The following is a 16,113-nucleotide window of genomic DNA, read 5'->3' on the forward strand; positions in this document are numbered from 1 at the left end:
CAGTTTTTTCAAATTATGCTATAAAATCAGATTCATAGTTAATACTCGGAAACAGGTAATGACGTTAGGCATTTTAGCAACCGGTGATGAAATAGTTCATGGTGATACTTTAAATACGAATGGGCGTGATATAGCCCACGCGCTAAGCTCTGAAGGCTTGTCTCTAGGTTTCCATGTTTCATGCAGTGACAAAGTGGATGATATCATCAACTGTTTGCACTTCTTGACCCAGAAGCATGACATTATAATTATCACTGGCGGGCTTGGGCCAACCACAGATGATCTCACCCGCTTTGCCCTATCTCAATTTACAGGCCAGGAGTTAATTCAGCACTCTATCGCTCTCGAACATATAAAAAGCCGGCTGCGTGATGCAAATCTCAATCTTAATCCAGGGAATATTCAACAAAGTCTCTTTCCTAAAGATGCCCAGCTTTTACCCAATCCTCTGGGTAGTGCCTTAGGGTGTTACTACCCTTGGAATAATAAAAAGTTTTTTTTATTACCTGGCCCGCCACGAGAGTGTTTGCCTATGTTTAATCAATATGTATTACCCATATTACAGCAAACAAGTCACAGTCAAAAACAAATACTTAAGTGGCGAATTTTTGGCTTGGCAGAAAGTGAGATTGCTCAAAAATTGGAAGATGCGCTGCAGGATATTGATTGTCAAACAGGTTATCGCTGGGAATCACCTTATATCGAATTTAAGGTTCGTTGTATGCCTAATCGTGTCGAGCAAATACAAGCTATTGTTGACCCTATCCTAGAACCACACATTATTAGTGGCATAGATAAAAAAGCTTCTGAAAATTTACGTGAACTAATCCTGCACATTAATGAACCAATAACCATTATTGATGAAGCCACAGGTGGTTTATTGCAATTATTGCTGACCAAGCCTCATATCCATCATTTATTGGATTTTAGTGGTCTACATAAAAATAAATTATTTTTTCATCTGACCGGCTTAGCCGAATACTGGCAACAACAACCCACACGAGGAACCACACAATTAATTATTGACTACAGCAATCACGAGCAGAAAGGTCAGGAAACCCATAATATACCTTATCGTACTGCTGCAGTAGTAGAACATGCTGCAGAGTGGTTATGCTTCAGACTCTTTCATCTCATCAATCAGCTGCATCAGTGAATAACACAACTGTTGTGTTCCTTCACCGCTGATTGCTGAAATAGCAAATACTTTATCCTTCCAATTCAAACCCTTAACTATGGTTTGTATTCGCTCTTCCCTACTTGCTGCATCAGGCAACATATCTATTTTGTTCAATACCAACCATCGCGGTTTTTCTAAAAGCTGTGGATTGTATTCTGCTAATTCATTAATAATTGTTTTAGCTGATGCAACCGGATCACTGTCATCGACAGGAGCAACATCAATTACGTGAAGCAATACACAGGTCCGCGAAAGATGCTTTAAAAACCGATGACCAAGTCCGGCCCCTGTAGATGCTCCTTCAATGAGCCCCGGAATATCAGCCATGACAAAACTCTTGTGAGAAGAAACACTGACAACACCTAAACTGGGATGTAATGTGGTAAAAGGATAATCAGCGACTTTAGCCTTTGAACTTGAGACGGCGCGAATTAAAGTTGATTTCCCTGCGTTAGGTAAGCCTAATAAACCTACATCCGCCAAAACCCGTAATTCGAGTCGTAAATGTCGTGCTTCCCCTGGACTTCCAGGAGAGGTCTGTCTTGGAGAGCGATTCACACTACTCTTATAGCGTGTATTTCCTAACCCATGAAATCCACCTTGAGCAATCAACACCGGCACGCCTGGCTCTTTAATATCACCCAGCAATTCCCCAGTATCTACATCATAAACCATAGTACCAACAGGTACTTTTATTATTAAATCATCGCCTTTTTTCCCAGTGCAATTTCCGCCCATACCGGGCTGGCCATTACCCGCTTTGTAATGACGCATGTAACGAAAATCCACAAGGGTATTTAAATCCGTACTTGCTTCGAAATAAACGCTACCACCATCGCCCCCATCACCACCATCAGGGCCACCCTTTGGTATGAATTTTTCGCGTCTGAAGCTAAGACAACCATTTCCACCATGGCCTGCTTCTATTTTTATTACTGCTTCATCAACGAATTTCATGACCAACCTCGAAATAAAAAAAAACCCCGTTACCGGGGTTAATAACATTGCATTTAGGTATAACGTGTAATTCGGATTATAAAGTAAAATCCATGATCCGAAACACATCATAAAAAGCCAAGTCTACTCTGCGCAGAATCCTGGCTGTAGTAATGTAACTTAATTAGTTTGCAGCTTCTTCTTTTTGTTCTGCAACTATAGTTACATACTTACGATTTTTTTCACCTTTGACAACAAATTGCACCAAACCTTCAACCAAGGCAAACAAGGTGTGATCACGACCACAACCAACACCAGGTCCTGGATGAAAACGTGTGCCACGTTGTCTTACAATTATTTCACCCGCATTAACAAATTGACCACCATAACGCTTCACACCAAGGTACTTGGGATTCGAGTCGCGGCCGTTACGAGTACTACCACCTGCTTTCTTATGAGCCATTGCTATCCTCTCTTACTTGCTTATCGCAGTAATTTTAACTTGCGAATAATATTGTCTGTGCCCCATTTGTTTCATGTGGTGCTTACGACGACGAAACTTGATAATTTTGACTTTCTTGTGACGGCCATGATCAAGCACTTCAGCTTTCACAGTTGCCTTGGCAACTAATGGAGTACCACAGACGATTTTATCGCCGTCAGCCAACATCAGTACTTCTTTAAATTGTATTTCATTGCCAACATCTTCAGGCAGTAATTCAATTTTCAACACATCACCTTCCTTCACGGTGTATTGCTTACCGCCAGTTTTGATTACCGCATACATAATTTTTCTCCAACTCGCCTGATTGGCTATCACAAATTCAATAAAGTCGCATATTCTATGAAATTATGCCTATGACTTCAAGTTCATTTTAAAATATTGTATACTTCGCCACCCTTTCCGGATTTTTTAAATGATAATCCGGTGTTTAATCTGGTCGCGGATTAGATAGGGTACACTTATAAACTTTGGAGTATACAATGTCAAACATCCTTTTAGAAGCACAAACAAGAACGGATATGGGGAAAGGTGCGAGCCGCCGCCTACGTCGTCTTGAAAATAAAGTACCTGCTGTTATTTATGGCGGGGATAAAAAACCAATGTCAATTCACTTTCAACATAACAAAGTAGTTAAAGCGTTGGAAACTGAAAGTATCTATTCCAGTGTTTTTGATATTACAGTTGATGGCAAAGTCGAACATGTTATTTTGAAGGCATTGCAACGTCATCCTTATAAACCAGTTGTAATGCATATGGATTTACAACGCGTTTCTAAAACCGACGTTCTGGTTAAATTAGTACCCATTCATTTCATCAATGAAGACAAAGCTCCTGGCATTAAAGCGGGCGGTATTATTAACCATACCATGACTCAAGTTGAAGTTCGTTGTCAGGCAAAAGATTTACCTGAGTTTATCGCAGTAGATATGTCCAATGTTCAAATGGATGAGGTGGTTCATCTATCTCACTTAAAATTGCCTAAAGGGGTACAACTCACTGTTGATGTTGCCGATGGTAGTCATGACGCTCCTGTTGTGAGCATTCACATGCCTAGGGCAAGCACAACAGAAGAAGAAGCACCAGAAGCTACAGAGGTTTCAGCATCTGAGGTACCTACTGTTAATGCTGCAAAAGACGAAGAGTAATCATTCAAGCTTGCTTGAATCAATGTAACATGTAGTAAAATGTAGCCTGGTTAAGCGAAGCATAACCCAGGCTACATAAGCACCAACCCCTATCAAGAGCTATATCATGGCCATTAAACTTATCATTGGTTTGCGTAACCCAGGTTCAGCTTATGAATATACTCGACATAATGCTGGTGGATGGTTCGTCTCCGCCTTAGCTCACCGCCATAGTGCCTTTTTTAAACTGGAAAAAAAAATGCAGGCCGAACTGACTGATTTGGAATTAAATCAGCACTCAGGTAAGCTGGTTTTGCCTCTGTCTTTTATGAACCATAGTGGTCAACCTACCCGGCTTGTTAGTCAATTTTACCGAATTTCACCTGAAGAAATATTGGTCGTTCATGATGAACTGGATTTACCTCCAGGACGCATTAAACTTAAAACAGGTGGAGGCCATGGTGGTCATAATGGTTTAAGAGATATAATAGCCCAATTAGGCAGCACAGAATTTCACCGTTTACGAATAGGAATAGGTCATCCTGGCCATAGAGATTTAGTTCATCAATTTGTGCTCAGTAAACCCTCTGCACAAGACAGGCAGTTAATTTATGATGCAATTGATAGAGGCGTGGCGGTGATGCCTTTAATATTCTCAGGTGATTTAGCCAGAGCAATGAATCAATTGAATGTTTAAAAACTGCTTATCGGTGATGCAAAAAAAATTCTGGCTAAAATTTGAATGCAGCTTTATGTAAGGTAGCAGTTAGTATAGATTTAAGGTGAGTTCAATCTGAGAAGATACCTTGTTTTCTTAGATTGAACCGAATTATGTAGAATGGCTCCGTACAAAATGCCCCACATTTTTACGGGAATGACGTTCTATGTTGAACTCTCATTCGTTTTAATAATAGAGGTACTACACATGGGATTTAAATGTGGCATCGTGGGCTTGCCTAATGTTGGTAAATCAACACTGTTCAACGCACTCACCAAAGCAGGTATTGAAGCGGCAAACTATCCTTTTTGTACAATAGAACCCAATGTTGGGATAGTTACTGTTCCTGATCCTCGTCTTGATGCTTTGAGTGACATAGTCAAACCACAACAAGTACTCCCAGCAACCATGCAATTCGTTGATATTGCTGGTATTGTCAAAGGAGCATCTAAAGGCGAGGGCTTAGGTAATCAGTTTTTGGCTAACATTCGTGAAACGGACGCGATTGCCCATGTAGTACGCTGTTTTGAAAATACCGACGTAGTCCATGTCGAAGGTCAGGTACATCCACTAAGTGATATTGAAGTCATTAATACAGAACTGGCTTTAGCCGATATGGAAACTCTTGAAAAAGCCATATTGAAAGCAGGAAAAAACAGTCGTAGTGGTAATAAAGAAGCAATTTTTGAGATGAAAACCCTGGAAAAAATCAAGACACATCTTGATGCAGGTTATCCCGTCCGCACCCTGGAATTGAGTGCTGAAGAAGAACCTATTGCGCGCCGTCTTTTTCTGCTTACCGCAAAACCCGTACTTTATATTGCCAATGTCGATGACAACGGTTATGAAAACAATCCTTTACTGGATCAAGTTCGTAATTTAGCGTTGCAAGAAAAAGCCAGCATTGTTGCTCTATGTGCTGCAACTGAAGCAGAATTAGTTGAATTAGATGAAGCAGATCGCCAAGAATTCATGGAAGACTTAGGTTTAAGTGAACCCGGATTACATCGCGTGATTCGTGCAGGTTATGAATTATTAGGATTACAAACTTATTTTACTGCGGGCGTCAAAGAAGTAAGAGCATGGACTATTCCTAAGGGAGCTACTGCGCCACAAGCAGCAGGCGTTATCCATTCGGACTTTGAAAAAGGCTTTATCCGCGCAGAAGTCATTGCCTATGATGCATTTATCACATGTAAAGGTGAACAAGGTGCAAAAGAAGCAGGAAAATTACGTCTGGAAGGTAAAGATTATGTGGTTTGTGATGGCGATGTCATGCATTTTCGATTTAATGTATAAGCTCGAGTGCAGCGAATAACTCAAGAAAAAGATCGTAAGCCTAGGTCGAACGTGGGGATGAGTACTTACAAGTCAAACCTACTTTTACTTGACAATTCGTATGCACAAACCTTAGCATTTGCTGATTGAATCGTAGAGGACAAACAATGTCGATTGACAGTATACGCACGCTGGTTAGTGACGATTTTAATGCAGTTAATGCCCTTATTATTAATAAAATCGAATCACAAATCGGTTTAATTGATGATATGTCCCACCATATAATAGAAAGTGGCGGCAAAAGACTGCGTCCATTGTTAGTTCTTTTAGCAAGTAATGCATGTGGTTATCAAGGTAAAGAGCATATTACTCTGGCTGCTATGGTGGAATTTTTCCATACAGCCACGCTGCTACACGATGATGTCATCGACGAATCCACCTTAAGAAGAGGACGGCAGACAGCCAATGATATTTGGGGTAGCAAAGCAAGTATTTTGGTTGGTGATTATCTTTTTACTCAATCCATCGAATTAATTGTTGATTCTGGCAATCCAGAAGTCCTGAAGCTTTTTGCCAAGACAGCTCTTGAGATCAGCTGTGGTGAAGTAAAACAGCTATCGAACCGCCATAATCCGACGCTAACCTTTGATGAATATTTTGAGGTAATTCGTGCAAAAACAGCGCTTTTATTTGCAGCTGCTGCCTGTATAGGCCCCATAATCAGCAATGCCTCCAAGGAAATGCAAGACAGCCTCTATGCCTATGGACTGCATCTGGGTAATGCATTTCAACTTATCGACGATGCTCTGGATTATTGCTCTGATGCCAAAACAATTGGCAAAAATATAGGGGATGACTTGGCTGATGGGAAAGCAACCTTGCCTTTAATTCATGCATTACAGCACGGTACCGAACTGCAAAAACAACAAATTATACAAAGCCTGAAAAAAGGCAGCTTGGATTTTCTACCAGATATTCTCGTGGCTCTCGAAGAAACAAAAGCGATAGAATATACCAAGAACATCGCCGCCCAAGAAGTTGACAAAGCGTTATCCTCTTTGATGATGCTGCCTAATTCAAAATATAAAGAAGCACTAATTAATTTGGCTCAATTCGCTTTGCAAAGAAGTTATTGATTTAAGAAGCCTGGGCGCAGCGCGGTGAAACCCAGGAATTCAATGCAAACCATATTTCTAACACGGAGTGTAGCTCAGCCTGGTAGAGCACTGCCTTCGGGAGGCAGGGGTCGCAGGTTCAATTCCTGTCACTCCGACCATATAAATCAATATGTTATGAAATTTATAGAAGGGCGAATTTTAACTCCAAGTGCGACAATCTCATTCCCATTATCTTGTTCAGTGCAATATAAAAATTTAACCCAATTAATCACTCGGATTACCTTTTGATTTTCTGTAGAATTGCCCCCTATCAAACTGAAAATCGAACTTTTCGCAAGATTTTTAATGAATTATTACTATTGGTTCTTGTTTCTAGTACTCAAAATGCTGGAGAATATCCAGATCTTACTGTCATATGAAGAGATAACCATGTCAGTGCCCCATCAACGATATCTAGAGGAAGCGATAAAAGAAGCTCGGCAAAGTCTTGCCCAGGGAGGAATACCCATTGGTGCTGTACTTGTTTATCAAAACAGGATCATCGGACGCGGACATAATCAACGAGTCCAAAAAGGAAGCGCTATATTTCATGCTGAAATGGATGCGTTAGAGAATGCGGGTAGACAGCAAGCTCAAGTTTATGAGCAATCTATTTTATACACTACACTCTCTCCTTGCGCCATGTGCAGTGGAGCTATTCTTCTTTATAAGATTCCTTATGTGGTGATTGGAGAAAATCAAACTTTTATGGGAGAAGAATCGCTATTAACCTCCCATGGAGTCAAACTTGAGGTCTTACAGAATAAAGAATGCATCAGCATGATGCGACATTTCATTACTCAAAATAGTAAGTTATGGAGCGAGGATATTGGCGAATAATTCAGTTAAGAAAACATTTTCAGGGTACTATTTACTCGTTTAAAGGCAAATCCTCAAACGCTGTGGCTGTACGCCTAGCCTACATGACTACTTAGGACCCACCCTAGGTGACGCATCCTCCTTAGGCTCACCAGATTTTGATTGAGGTGGAGAGCGAAAATAGGAGGAGATAACACCAATTACCTCTTTCGGTAACCTTTTTTCAAGTTCGCCATCTTTCTGCGATTCTGCGTCAATGGCTATTAACGCAATTTGTCTTTCTTGTTCTTCTTTTTTTCTCGTCTCGAGATTAATAGGTAGTTGCTCGTAAATTTTGGTGAGTAAACCTTGGTTTAAAGCTTTTTCCGCTGGATCAATATTTTGCGTTAGCTCAATTTGTTTTAAACGAGTATTGTGATGTTGAAGCGTAAGAGAAAGGCTCTCTAATACTTTATTGGTAATCTTATTTGCTCTTATATTCAGATACTCTAGGGAATCGTTTGATTTCAAGGCGTCGATGATTGCCAGTAAACCGTCTTCACTGATTTGACTGGCATGGATATCTAAAACACGAAGAGAAGTATTATTTTTTAGGAAATTGGCGATTAATATGGCACCAGCATCATCTATAACACTATTATTCGCGAGTATTGAAGTAATTTGATGCTCTGCTTGCAGACAAGGCAATAATTTTTCTACATCCCTTCCGCCAATATCTTCCGAATTAACAAGACCATAATATCCTAATCGCAAAGTATTTCCGGTATTCAGAGCCTCTAGACGAGGACCATGGGCATTACGGGTGTATATTAAATCCGTACCTGGGATCAAGTTGAACTCTAGAGATGGAAGTTCTTTTTTAATAGTACTCTCTAACTTGGACAGCATATCAACTCCTTTTTCTATGCTTATATAAATTATAGCCAAAAATGAACAAAAATTAACCTTGATCGCCATGCCTTTAGCTTAATCAGTTTGGGTTTTATTTAAATAATTTCATTAACTCTTTTTATTTATTATTATTCCATTCGTTTTTATTTAGAGACCGAGTTATGAGCAACAGAGATATCGCAAGAAATGCATTAAAATATGCCAGAGAAATTATTTTGGAAGGAACAACTCAGCCTGCCAATAACTTGTATCCGGACATCCGCAAAAAAGCAATCAGCGACGTCATGTTTGAATCTCATATTTTGGCAATGAGGGACCCTAAATTTTCTTTGGAGTTTGATAGTACTACCCAACAATTTTATCAACGTATTCAACTTTGTAAGAAATTCTCGGTAGGCAATTGTTATGAATATGCTTTACTTGCTTTAGATTATGTTATTAATTATGAACCTCATGTTTCTGCAGAAGCTTTTTATATAAAAGGTGGCGATCATTGTTTTTTAGTTATCGGAAGAAAAGCTGACAGTAATCCCTCAGACCCCACAACATGGGGTGAAGAAGTTTATATCTGTGACCCTTCTGAAAATGAGGTATACCTTGCTGTAAACTATTTATCGCGACTTAAAAATTATTATAAGGTAGATGATAATAATGGAGAAACATTCACCAATTTTTCAGAGAATTTTAACAGCGAGAAACACCGACTCTCTCCTATTCCTAATCTAAATACCGATTACTTTAGACACTACAATTCAGAAGAGCACTTAAACAAATTGTTGATGCGTTTTAGAGAAAAATATGCAGTTATTCTCTCTGCTGCAGAAAAAATGAAACAAGATTTTGAGCGAATTACTGGGCGATTAGTCCTTGAATATGGAGCAACCGATGCAAAATTCTTGCATCTTTCATCACAATTAGCTCATTTAACCTCTTTAATTGAAGAAATGAAAAATACGCTTATTGCCCCTGATATAAGAGAAAGTTATGGTGAAATGAAAGCAAAACTTGATGGAAAACTCATACGGGCTATTAATGTTTTGGATGAGATCACGAATAAAATAAATCAAGAAAATTTAACACTGGCGAAGTATAACAATGAATCCTCATGGAAAACTTCCTGCATGAAATTTTTCAACATTTTACCGCAAACATTTCGTAAGACTCAAACAACTCTGGAAACATCTCAAGATCAATGCCAACGAATCAAAGCTGGACTAAAAATATTTTAATGGCATTGAGCTATGACAGTTCGAGTCAATCGATAGGCGCATTTATTCACGAGTCATCCACCGAATCGGTTGCCGCCTAAAACATTTGCATGAGAGAGCTTCGGGATAGAACGGTTTGTTGGGTCAAAACGACCCAACATTGCTTTGCTAATCGAATTTTTTTAATTTTTAGCCGAATGTACATTTTTTTGTTTCATCAGCGATCAAATTTGCTTTTTCCCCCTTATTCTCATTTTGAAAAAAATGATGCGAATTTCTTTTTTCACATTGGCTTTTCAAAAAGGACTCTATGCTTGCGAAGAATAATCCCGGAACATCAGACTCAAGGGAATGATCGGCGCCTTCAAACACGAGATATTCATTGTTAGGGATTCTGTTCGCCATGAATTCAGAATGTTTTTTATCAGTAATCCAGTCTTCTTCGCCTACCAAAATGAGCGTGTTACAGGTTATTTCATGCAGGCGATCTTCATAATTAAATGTACGTAAAAATCCGCCAAAACCTTGGTTTAAAGGCTCATGTGCAAAAATATAATCCGGAGCTGGTCGATTTACAGGAAGATTATGTCTTTTCCTCCAAGAATACATAGAATCCATGACATCAAAAAAATGATCCAGCTCTTCATCGCTTTTAAAAGTCCCCTCCCATAATTGCTCACAGACTTTTTGTTGAGCCAGAGATCCTCTTTTTTCCACATTAAGACGCGCTGTTTCAAGGTTTCTAAAGCTTGGAGAACCAGCTGCCAGGATAAGACTCGAAACATATTTTGGATAGGCCAGAGTGTATCCTAGAGCGCACATTGCGCCATAGGATTTACCCAATAGAACTATTTTTTCCAGGTTGAGGTATTTACGAATTTCATCCACATCCCGAATATAATTGTCCATAGTATAGGATGAAGGGTCGTTTTTCTCACTTAATCCACATCCTCTGGGATCAATGAATACCATATTGCCCGTAGTTGCCAAGCATTCGTAATCCTTGTAGTGAGAATGATTGGCACCCGGACCACCAGGAAGCATAAAAACGTAGGGCATTTTGTCGAGATTCGCCTCGTTTTCACAGACTATACGGATATGCAATCTGGTTTCCGGTGCATTATCTCGTTTAGGGATATCAATAAATAAGTCCTTAATCCACATTTAGTTCTCCTGATTCAAATATATTTTTTTGCATCGCCTTAGCCTTTTCTTGAGTGCAAAGGCACAAACAATTCGATATGCTTATTTTATTCTATGTAGACTCTTAAAAGTCCTTCATAAGTGCATAGACTATACTACGAATTGATTTAATAGTTACTTTTTAGATAGGAACAACTGGAATTTTAAAAAAATCGAGCGTTCTGGTCCTGCGGCAAATTTCAAATACAAAGGAGGTTCATATGAAAACAGCACTCATTACCGGAGCAAATAGAGGTCTTGGTTTGGAGTTTGCCCGTCAACTTAAAGAGAAAGGATATTATGTTATAGGATGTTGCCGCAACCCATCAAAAGCAAATGAACTGAACGAGTTGGCTGATGAACTGATTCAATTAGATGTGACAAGCGACCAAGATATAGCTTCTTTAAAACACGCTTTAAATAACAGACCGATTGATTTATTAGTAAATAATGCAGGTATTAGCGGTGAGCAAGGCGTAACCATAGGTGCTATTAATAGAGAAAACTTCCTTGAAGTTTTAAATGTAAATTGTATCAGTGTGGTGAAATTGAGTGATGCTTTGCTAACCAATCTCCTAGCGAGCCAGGAAAAAAAAATCTTAGTGATTAGCTCTCGCATGGGGAGCATTTCTGATAATGACAACGGTAAATCATATGCTTATCGTACTAGTAAAGCGGCTCTTAATTGTGCCATGCGCAGCTTCGCTATCGATGTGCAAGATAAAGGAGTTCATGTCATGCTCATTCATCCAGGGTGGGTAAAAACAGCAATGGGCGGAGCAGATGCGTTAATTGATGTACAAACCAGTGTCGCAGGAATTCTAAAACAAGCAGAGAACGAATTCGCTCAAAGTCATGCAGAAAAGCTGCACCGTTATGATGGTGGTGTCATAGCCTGGTAGACCAACAGAGTTACAATCGGATATGACCCAGTATGGATTAATTAAAATTTAAGGTGTAGTTCAAAAAACACGGACTACACCCTACCCTGGATTTTTCTAGTCCCGGCTGTGGGATGCAGTTCTATATCATTTTTCTTAATGCAACACTCCCAAGCCTACAATGCCAGCAATAATCAGGTAAATAGCGACAATATAATTTAATAGTCGGGGTAAAAGCAGGATTAAAACTCCAGCAATTATTGAAATAATAGGGGTAAGCTGAATAGAAAGCATCTTTTCTCTCCTCCTTGAAATCCATACAATGAGTATAGTCCAGCAATTTCACTGTAGCCGAATATCGCTATTGCCAGTCTTCTTGATAATCAGCTGTTTCCTATAGTTCTTGGTTTCAAATGGGCATCAAGTTTTTAATTTGACTTAGCAATCTCATTGTAAAATAATCCAGTACCATCGATTGACACAACAAGGCCCCTTGTTGAGTTAATAAGCTAAGGAGAGTTATGATTGTTATCTTTGTCCACGGTTGGAGTGTCACACATACCAATACTTATGGGGAGCTTCCTCAATGGCTTGAACGTCAAAGCAAAGATGGAGCGCTGGATATTCAAGTGGGTAATATCTATCTTGGACGTTATATCAGCTTTAACGATACCGTAACAGTCGACGATATAGCCCGTGCATTCGATCATGCAATACACGATGAAATTGCCGATAAGCTGAGAAACGGGGAGCGTTTTGCTTGCATCACTCATTCTACCGGTGGTCCCGTTGTCCGTAAATGGATGGATTTATACTTTAAGAATAATCTTGCAAAATGCCCTTTGAGTCATCTGATCATGTTGGCTCCCGCCAACCACGGTTCTGCGCTTGCCCAACTCGGTAAATCCCGCCTAGGAAGAATAAAAAGTTTTTTTGAAGGTATTGAACCGGGGCAGCATGTACTCGATTGGCTTGAGCTAGGAAGCAATATGAGCTGGCAACTTAATGAAAGTTGGCTTGATTACGATTGCACTGCTCATGGTATCTATTCTTTTGTACTTACAGGCCAGAAAATTGATCGCCAACTTTATGATGCGCTCAATTCCTATACGGGCGAGGCTGGATCGGATGGAGTGGTACGCGTAGCTGCTGCAAATATGAATTACAGTCTATTAAAATTACATCAGGAAGGGAATAACGGTGAAAGTCTTGTTGTCTCAAAAATGACACGGGCACGGCCAATGGCATTTGGGGTTCTGCCTGGATGCTCGCATTCCGGTAAAAATATGGGAATTATTCGCAGTATTAATATGGCCAATGCTGCCACTCATCCCACGGCGATATGGGTCTTAAAATGCCTGCAAGTAAAGACCCGTGACGCATACAATATATTGGCAAAAGAACTCAATAAGATGACTGAAGAAACGCAAAAAAATGAGCATATAGAACTTGTGAAGACACTTATTTATAAGCGCGAGTATCGCACCAATCGCTACTCTATGATTATATTCCGACTCATTGATGACCGGGGCAATCATCTTGACGATTATGATCTTTATCTCACTGCAGGCCCCCAATATAGTGAGGATGCGCTTCCTGTAGGTTTCTTCGCAGACCGCCAGCGAAACCAGCGTGATCTTGGAAAACTGACCTATTATCTTGACTACGATATCATGGAAGCTGGGATTAATACGCCAAAAATGCAAGGTAATCTGGGGTTTCGAATTAAGGCACACCCTGAAGCAAGCAGCCAAGCCCTTGCCTATTATAGGTTACTTGATTTTCATTCTTCGCTCGCTGACATTAACAAAATTCTTCATCCGAATGAAACAGTAATGGTCGAAATCATGCTTCAGCGTCGAGTAGATAGAGCTGTCTCCCGAATCACTAACAACCTCACTGCGGCAAAAATCAGTTCGAAACCGACCGGCAAAAGAGTCAATTGACATTTGACATTTCAGTGACAAAATCCCTTATCTTTTGGAATGCAAGTGCGAAAAAATTAATTATGGAGCGAATCCTTGAGTTATTAAATAATACCTATTTTACCTGTTAAGGTCTTTATTTCAATTTTCTATGATTTCGTTTGGCTTCTAAGTTTCGGTGAGCATGGCTATTGATTTGCTAATTTGTATTATTCAAGATTTAAATAGGCAAAAAGCAAACCTACCCCAATGACAATCTCACGATAACATACCTCCAACAACTGCGATGGCTCCGAGAGTGACAATACTCACATTCAAAAAATTATCGCATGCAGTTTGAGAATGCCTGTTTTTGGGTCTAAAAAAAGTAATATCCTTGCTTAGGCGCTCAGGCAATGATTCAACTACTCTTATATCTCTTTTTAAAATATCTTCTGTCCACTTATTTATGTGCTCCATGGTCACTGTAGGTGGGCTTGCTTTCAATACAATAAGTTTAATCAGTTCAATAGGAAGAAGGGGCATAGAATGATTGCTTGCCAATGCAAACAGAGTAATCTTGAGTTGATTTATGAAGTTTTTCCTTTGCTGCACAATGTCACTTTCAATGTAAATAGACTCCTTTTTTTTGCGTTGTATCGTAATCTCCAATCCCGTTTTAAATTCCTCTTTTGTGAAATATTGCATTAATGGTTTTCCCTTATAATTTTGGTCGTGAGAGGCAACAGGAAAGGTAACCCTATAATCAATATGGATTGAACTTTTGGGGTTTAAGGTAAGCCATCCAGAGGATTGTCCAACAGAATTTGAAAACCGACCGACCACAAACTCTCCAAACAGATAACGACCGATTAAAAGATTTAAACTATGCTCACTCGCATTATCGTCAAGAGTACCAATAACAATTCCATTAAATTTAATTGTAAACATAACCAATCCCTATTAATCACTGTTCGGATTTAAAATTCAGCTCGAAATTTCAACCCATTCACGCCTATTTGTCAACAGAATGTTCAATTTAAATCCTTTGCTTGGACTTAATACTTATTTATTGGCAAACTCCACTGTTCTGTGGCTAATAAAGAGACGTGCGCAGGAGCAAGCATTGTCTTTTGCTTTTTTATTCTGATAGAAAAAATATAAAACCAAGACTTGAGCAATTGCTATGAGAACGTTTGGATTAAAATAAAAAAACCCTGTAAAAAATATAGCAGGGATAATGACAATCGAAACCTTGAAACGTATTGCGGTTCTTTATATGAATAAAAATTTTAGTCCCTGGTGTATTAATTTCTTTTATCAGATTGTCCCTCGCCTTGTTGGATGCCTTTCTCTAAATTTTCCTTCTCAATTTGATTCGCATTATCAAGTTTTTGTTTTGTTTGCTCAAGGATGTTATTGCTTTGAGCTTTATTAGGTACGTTAGGGGCTTCATCACTGAAGGCGGAATTGGACGTTGAAATTAAAGTCAATAAAAATGCTAGTAACAAACGACTCATTGCCTTGCTCCAAATAAAAACTTTATTAAAAAGTATAGAAATTAAACCTGGTTTTACAACATGAAACCTAAGTGTGTACGTTAACAGGGTAAGCACAGTCAATGCTGGTCCAGTTAACAAGTTCTAAATTAAAGCTAGACTACGCTTCCTCTATAAACCAAGAATATCTCATGCAAAGAGGTTGCTATTTATTATTGTTTAGAGCACACTTCGCTTCCATTTAGGCGGTAAGTACCATGAAAGATAAACAATGCATCAATTATTCTTATCTTTTTTCAGGCCCCCTCAATAAACCTGTAATATTTATCACCAACGATCCTGACTGTGAACGGGGGTCGAGTTTATATTTAGTTCATGAAAATGGAACTATTCGATGTTCTGGGTCCAATTCAGGTGAAAGAAAAGCTACTACATTTATCAGGCCTTATCTAATTGGGTATGTAACAACCAAGAAAAAAAATATGCTCTTCGATGAAGCCTCTGTAGGACTTTTTCCATTTGAGGCCTGTGCCACAAGCTATTATGAACTATTGCAAATTAAAAAATGTGGATATGGCCATGAGGGAAATACCATAACGGAAATCATATCGTTTAATCATTTAATGACCCCCTATTTCACTCCACTGTCTTGGCAAGGCTCAGATAAAGGGGGTACCGATTGGGACATTGCACGACAAGAAATACTCGATGCGTGGAAATATGTCAGCTTAAAGAATTATGATTTTAAAAGCGAAGATCATCGTATAGATTGCTCTGAATTTAGGCTGCATGGTATTTAATAGGATCAAATTCAAGCTTATTGAGCTTATC

Annotated in this window: 18 protein-coding genes and 1 tRNA gene; 11 read left to right on the plus strand and 8 right to left on the minus strand. The window is 39.2% G+C overall.

Going from position 1 to position 16,113, the window contains the following annotated elements:
• The first annotated feature begins 58 nt into the window (after positions 1 to 58).
• Entirely contained in the window at positions 59 to 1,156 is a 1,098-nt protein-coding gene (locus EL022_RS15440) for a competence/damage-inducible protein A (protein ID WP_028381050.1), read from the plus strand.
• Here the strand turns inward: EL022_RS15440 and cgtA are convergent.
• The 3 genes from cgtA to rplU form a co-directional block, all read right to left on the minus strand.
• Positions 1,112 to 2,137, minus strand: a complete 1,026-nt coding sequence (gene cgtA, locus EL022_RS15445) for an Obg family GTPase CgtA (RefSeq protein ID WP_028381049.1) — start codon at positions 2,135 to 2,137, stop codon at positions 1,112 to 1,114. The two genes, EL022_RS15440 and cgtA, sit on opposite strands and share 45 nt — an antisense overlap.
• A 163-nt stretch (positions 2,138 to 2,300) precedes the next feature.
• Entirely contained in the window at positions 2,301 to 2,579 is a 279-nt protein-coding gene (gene rpmA / locus EL022_RS15450; RefSeq protein ID WP_028381048.1) for a 50S ribosomal protein L27, read from the minus strand.
• Between the two features lie 12 nt (positions 2,580 to 2,591).
• Positions 2,592 to 2,903, minus strand: coding sequence for a 50S ribosomal protein L21 (rplU, locus tag EL022_RS15455; protein WP_028381047.1), 312 nt, complete (start codon positions 2,901 to 2,903; stop codon positions 2,592 to 2,594).
• A 197-nt stretch (positions 2,904 to 3,100) separates the two neighbouring features.
• On the opposite strand from rplU, the gene EL022_RS15460 reads away from it, so the two are divergent.
• The 6 genes from EL022_RS15460 to EL022_RS15485 all read left to right on the plus strand — a co-directional run bounded on the left by EL022_RS15460 (position 3,101) and on the right by EL022_RS15485 (position 7,738).
• Complete coding sequence (locus tag EL022_RS15460; protein ID WP_028381046.1) at positions 3,101 to 3,766, plus strand: 50S ribosomal protein L25/general stress protein Ctc; 666 nt, start codon at positions 3,101 to 3,103, stop codon at positions 3,764 to 3,766.
• A gap of 106 nt (positions 3,767 to 3,872) precedes the next feature.
• On the plus strand, positions 3,873 to 4,442 hold the full coding sequence (pth, locus tag EL022_RS15465; protein WP_028381045.1) for an aminoacyl-tRNA hydrolase: 570 nt from the start codon (positions 3,873 to 3,875) through the stop codon (positions 4,440 to 4,442).
• Positions 4,443 to 4,670: 228 nt separating this feature from the next.
• Complete coding sequence (gene ychF / locus EL022_RS15470) at positions 4,671 to 5,762, plus strand: redox-regulated ATPase YchF (RefSeq protein ID WP_028381044.1); 1,092 nt, start codon at positions 4,671 to 4,673, stop codon at positions 5,760 to 5,762.
• Positions 5,763 to 5,908: 146 nt separating this feature from the next.
• Positions 5,909 to 6,877 (plus strand): polyprenyl synthetase family protein, encoded by a 969-nt coding sequence (locus EL022_RS15475; RefSeq protein WP_028381043.1) that lies wholly within the window; start codon positions 5,909 to 5,911, stop codon positions 6,875 to 6,877.
• Positions 6,878 to 6,940: 63 nt separating this feature from the next.
• A tRNA-Pro gene (locus tag EL022_RS15480) sits at positions 6,941 to 7,017 on the plus strand.
• 271 nt (positions 7,018 to 7,288) lie between these two features.
• A complete protein-coding gene (locus EL022_RS15485) occupies positions 7,289 to 7,738 on the plus strand; it encodes a nucleoside deaminase (protein WP_028381042.1) in 450 nt (149 codons plus the stop codon).
• An 87-nt stretch (positions 7,739 to 7,825) separates the two neighbouring features.
• Here EL022_RS15485 and EL022_RS15490 read toward each other — a convergent pair whose 3' ends face one another.
• Complete coding sequence (locus EL022_RS15490) at positions 7,826 to 8,605, minus strand: leucine-rich repeat domain-containing protein (RefSeq protein ID WP_028381041.1); 780 nt, start codon at positions 8,603 to 8,605, stop codon at positions 7,826 to 7,828.
• A gap of 164 nt (positions 8,606 to 8,769) precedes the next feature.
• Here EL022_RS15490 and EL022_RS15495 point away from each other — a divergent pair, with 164 nt between their 5' ends.
• Positions 8,770 to 9,837 (plus strand): hypothetical protein, encoded by a 1,068-nt coding sequence (locus tag EL022_RS15495; RefSeq protein WP_028381040.1) that lies wholly within the window; start codon positions 8,770 to 8,772, stop codon positions 9,835 to 9,837.
• 168 nt (positions 9,838 to 10,005) lie between these two features.
• Here the strand turns inward: EL022_RS15495 and EL022_RS15500 are convergent, their stop codons facing one another.
• Entirely contained in the window at positions 10,006 to 10,980 is a 975-nt protein-coding gene (locus EL022_RS15500) for an alpha/beta fold hydrolase (protein WP_051544446.1), read from the minus strand.
• A 239-nt stretch (positions 10,981 to 11,219) separates the two neighbouring features.
• Between EL022_RS15500 and EL022_RS15505 the strand changes: the two genes are divergently transcribed.
• Entirely contained in the window at positions 11,220 to 11,900 is a 681-nt protein-coding gene (locus tag EL022_RS15505) for an SDR family oxidoreductase (RefSeq protein ID WP_028381039.1), read from the plus strand.
• Between the two features lie 135 nt (positions 11,901 to 12,035).
• Here the strand turns inward: EL022_RS15505 and EL022_RS15510 are convergent, their stop codons facing one another.
• Entirely contained in the window at positions 12,036 to 12,173 is a 138-nt protein-coding gene (locus tag EL022_RS15510; protein WP_081776877.1) for a DUF3096 domain-containing protein, read from the minus strand.
• A gap of 227 nt (positions 12,174 to 12,400) precedes the next feature.
• Between EL022_RS15510 and plaB the strand changes: the two genes are divergently transcribed.
• Positions 12,401 to 13,825, plus strand: coding sequence for a phospholipase PlaB (gene plaB / locus EL022_RS15515; RefSeq protein WP_028381038.1), 1,425 nt, complete (start codon positions 12,401 to 12,403; stop codon positions 13,823 to 13,825).
• 237 nt (positions 13,826 to 14,062) lie between these two features.
• On the opposite strand, the gene EL022_RS15520 is transcribed toward plaB, so the two are convergent.
• Together EL022_RS15520 and EL022_RS15525 are read right to left on the minus strand one after the other, a co-directional pair.
• Positions 14,063 to 14,734, minus strand: coding sequence for a hypothetical protein (locus tag EL022_RS15520; RefSeq protein ID WP_028381037.1), 672 nt, complete (start codon positions 14,732 to 14,734; stop codon positions 14,063 to 14,065).
• Positions 14,735 to 15,090: 356 nt separating this feature from the next.
• Positions 15,091 to 15,303: a hypothetical protein gene (locus EL022_RS15525; RefSeq protein WP_028381036.1), complete on the minus strand. Its 213-nt coding sequence runs from the start codon at positions 15,301 to 15,303 to the stop codon at positions 15,091 to 15,093.
• Between the two features lie 236 nt (positions 15,304 to 15,539).
• On the opposite strand from EL022_RS15525, the gene EL022_RS15530 reads away from it, so the two are divergent.
• The gene (locus EL022_RS15530; RefSeq protein ID WP_028381035.1) at positions 15,540 to 16,082 is read left to right on the plus strand and encodes a hypothetical protein; all 543 of its coding nucleotides are present in this window, start codon (positions 15,540 to 15,542) and stop codon (positions 16,080 to 16,082) included.
• The last annotated feature ends 31 nt before the right edge of the window (positions 16,083 to 16,113 follow it).

The organism is Legionella cherrii (assembly GCF_900635815.1).
In the GTDB taxonomy this organism is placed as follows: domain Bacteria; phylum Pseudomonadota; class Gammaproteobacteria; order Legionellales; family Legionellaceae; genus Legionella; species Legionella cherrii.

What these genes read in the sequence shown, in the direction of transcription:
- rpmA (WP_028381048.1), bottom strand. Translation starts at nt 2,579, where the DNA reads ATGGCTCATAAGAAAGCAGGTGGTAGTACTCGTAACGGCCGCGACTCG.
- pth (WP_028381045.1), top strand. Translation starts at nt 3,873, where the DNA reads ATGGCCATTAAACTTATCATTGGTTTGCGTAACCCAGGTTCAGCTTAT.
- EL022_RS15505 (WP_028381039.1), top strand. Translation starts at nt 11,220, where the DNA reads ATGAAAACAGCACTCATTACCGGAGCAAATAGAGGTCTTGGTTTGGAG.
- plaB (WP_028381038.1), top strand. Translation starts at nt 12,401, where the DNA reads ATGATTGTTATCTTTGTCCACGGTTGGAGTGTCACACATACCAATACT.
- EL022_RS15510 (WP_081776877.1), bottom strand. Translation starts at nt 12,173, where the DNA reads ATGCTTTCTATTCAGCTTACCCCTATTATTTCAATAATTGCTGGAGTT.
- rplU (WP_028381047.1), bottom strand. Translation starts at nt 2,903, where the DNA reads ATGTATGCGGTAATCAAAACTGGCGGTAAGCAATACACCGTGAAGGAA.
- EL022_RS15440 (WP_028381050.1), top strand. Translation starts at nt 59, where the DNA reads ATGACGTTAGGCATTTTAGCAACCGGTGATGAAATAGTTCATGGTGAT.
- EL022_RS15500 (WP_051544446.1), bottom strand. Translation starts at nt 10,980, where the DNA reads ATGTGGATTAAGGACTTATTTATTGATATCCCTAAACGAGATAATGCA.
- cgtA (WP_028381049.1), bottom strand. Translation starts at nt 2,137, where the DNA reads ATGAAATTCGTTGATGAAGCAGTAATAAAAATAGAAGCAGGCCATGGT.
- EL022_RS15490 (WP_028381041.1), bottom strand. Translation starts at nt 8,605, where the DNA reads ATGCTGTCCAAGTTAGAGAGTACTATTAAAAAAGAACTTCCATCTCTA.
- EL022_RS15460 (WP_028381046.1), top strand. Translation starts at nt 3,101, where the DNA reads ATGTCAAACATCCTTTTAGAAGCACAAACAAGAACGGATATGGGGAAA.
- EL022_RS15530 (WP_028381035.1), top strand. Translation starts at nt 15,540, where the DNA reads ATGAAAGATAAACAATGCATCAATTATTCTTATCTTTTTTCAGGCCCC.
- EL022_RS15485 (WP_028381042.1), top strand. Translation starts at nt 7,289, where the DNA reads ATGTCAGTGCCCCATCAACGATATCTAGAGGAAGCGATAAAAGAAGCT.
- EL022_RS15475 (WP_028381043.1), top strand. Translation starts at nt 5,909, where the DNA reads ATGTCGATTGACAGTATACGCACGCTGGTTAGTGACGATTTTAATGCA.
- EL022_RS15495 (WP_028381040.1), top strand. Translation starts at nt 8,770, where the DNA reads ATGAGCAACAGAGATATCGCAAGAAATGCATTAAAATATGCCAGAGAA.
- ychF (WP_028381044.1), top strand. Translation starts at nt 4,671, where the DNA reads ATGGGATTTAAATGTGGCATCGTGGGCTTGCCTAATGTTGGTAAATCA.
- EL022_RS15520 (WP_028381037.1), bottom strand. Translation starts at nt 14,734, where the DNA reads ATGTTTACAATTAAATTTAATGGAATTGTTATTGGTACTCTTGACGAT.
- EL022_RS15525 (WP_028381036.1), bottom strand. Translation starts at nt 15,303, where the DNA reads ATGAGTCGTTTGTTACTAGCATTTTTATTGACTTTAATTTCAACGTCC.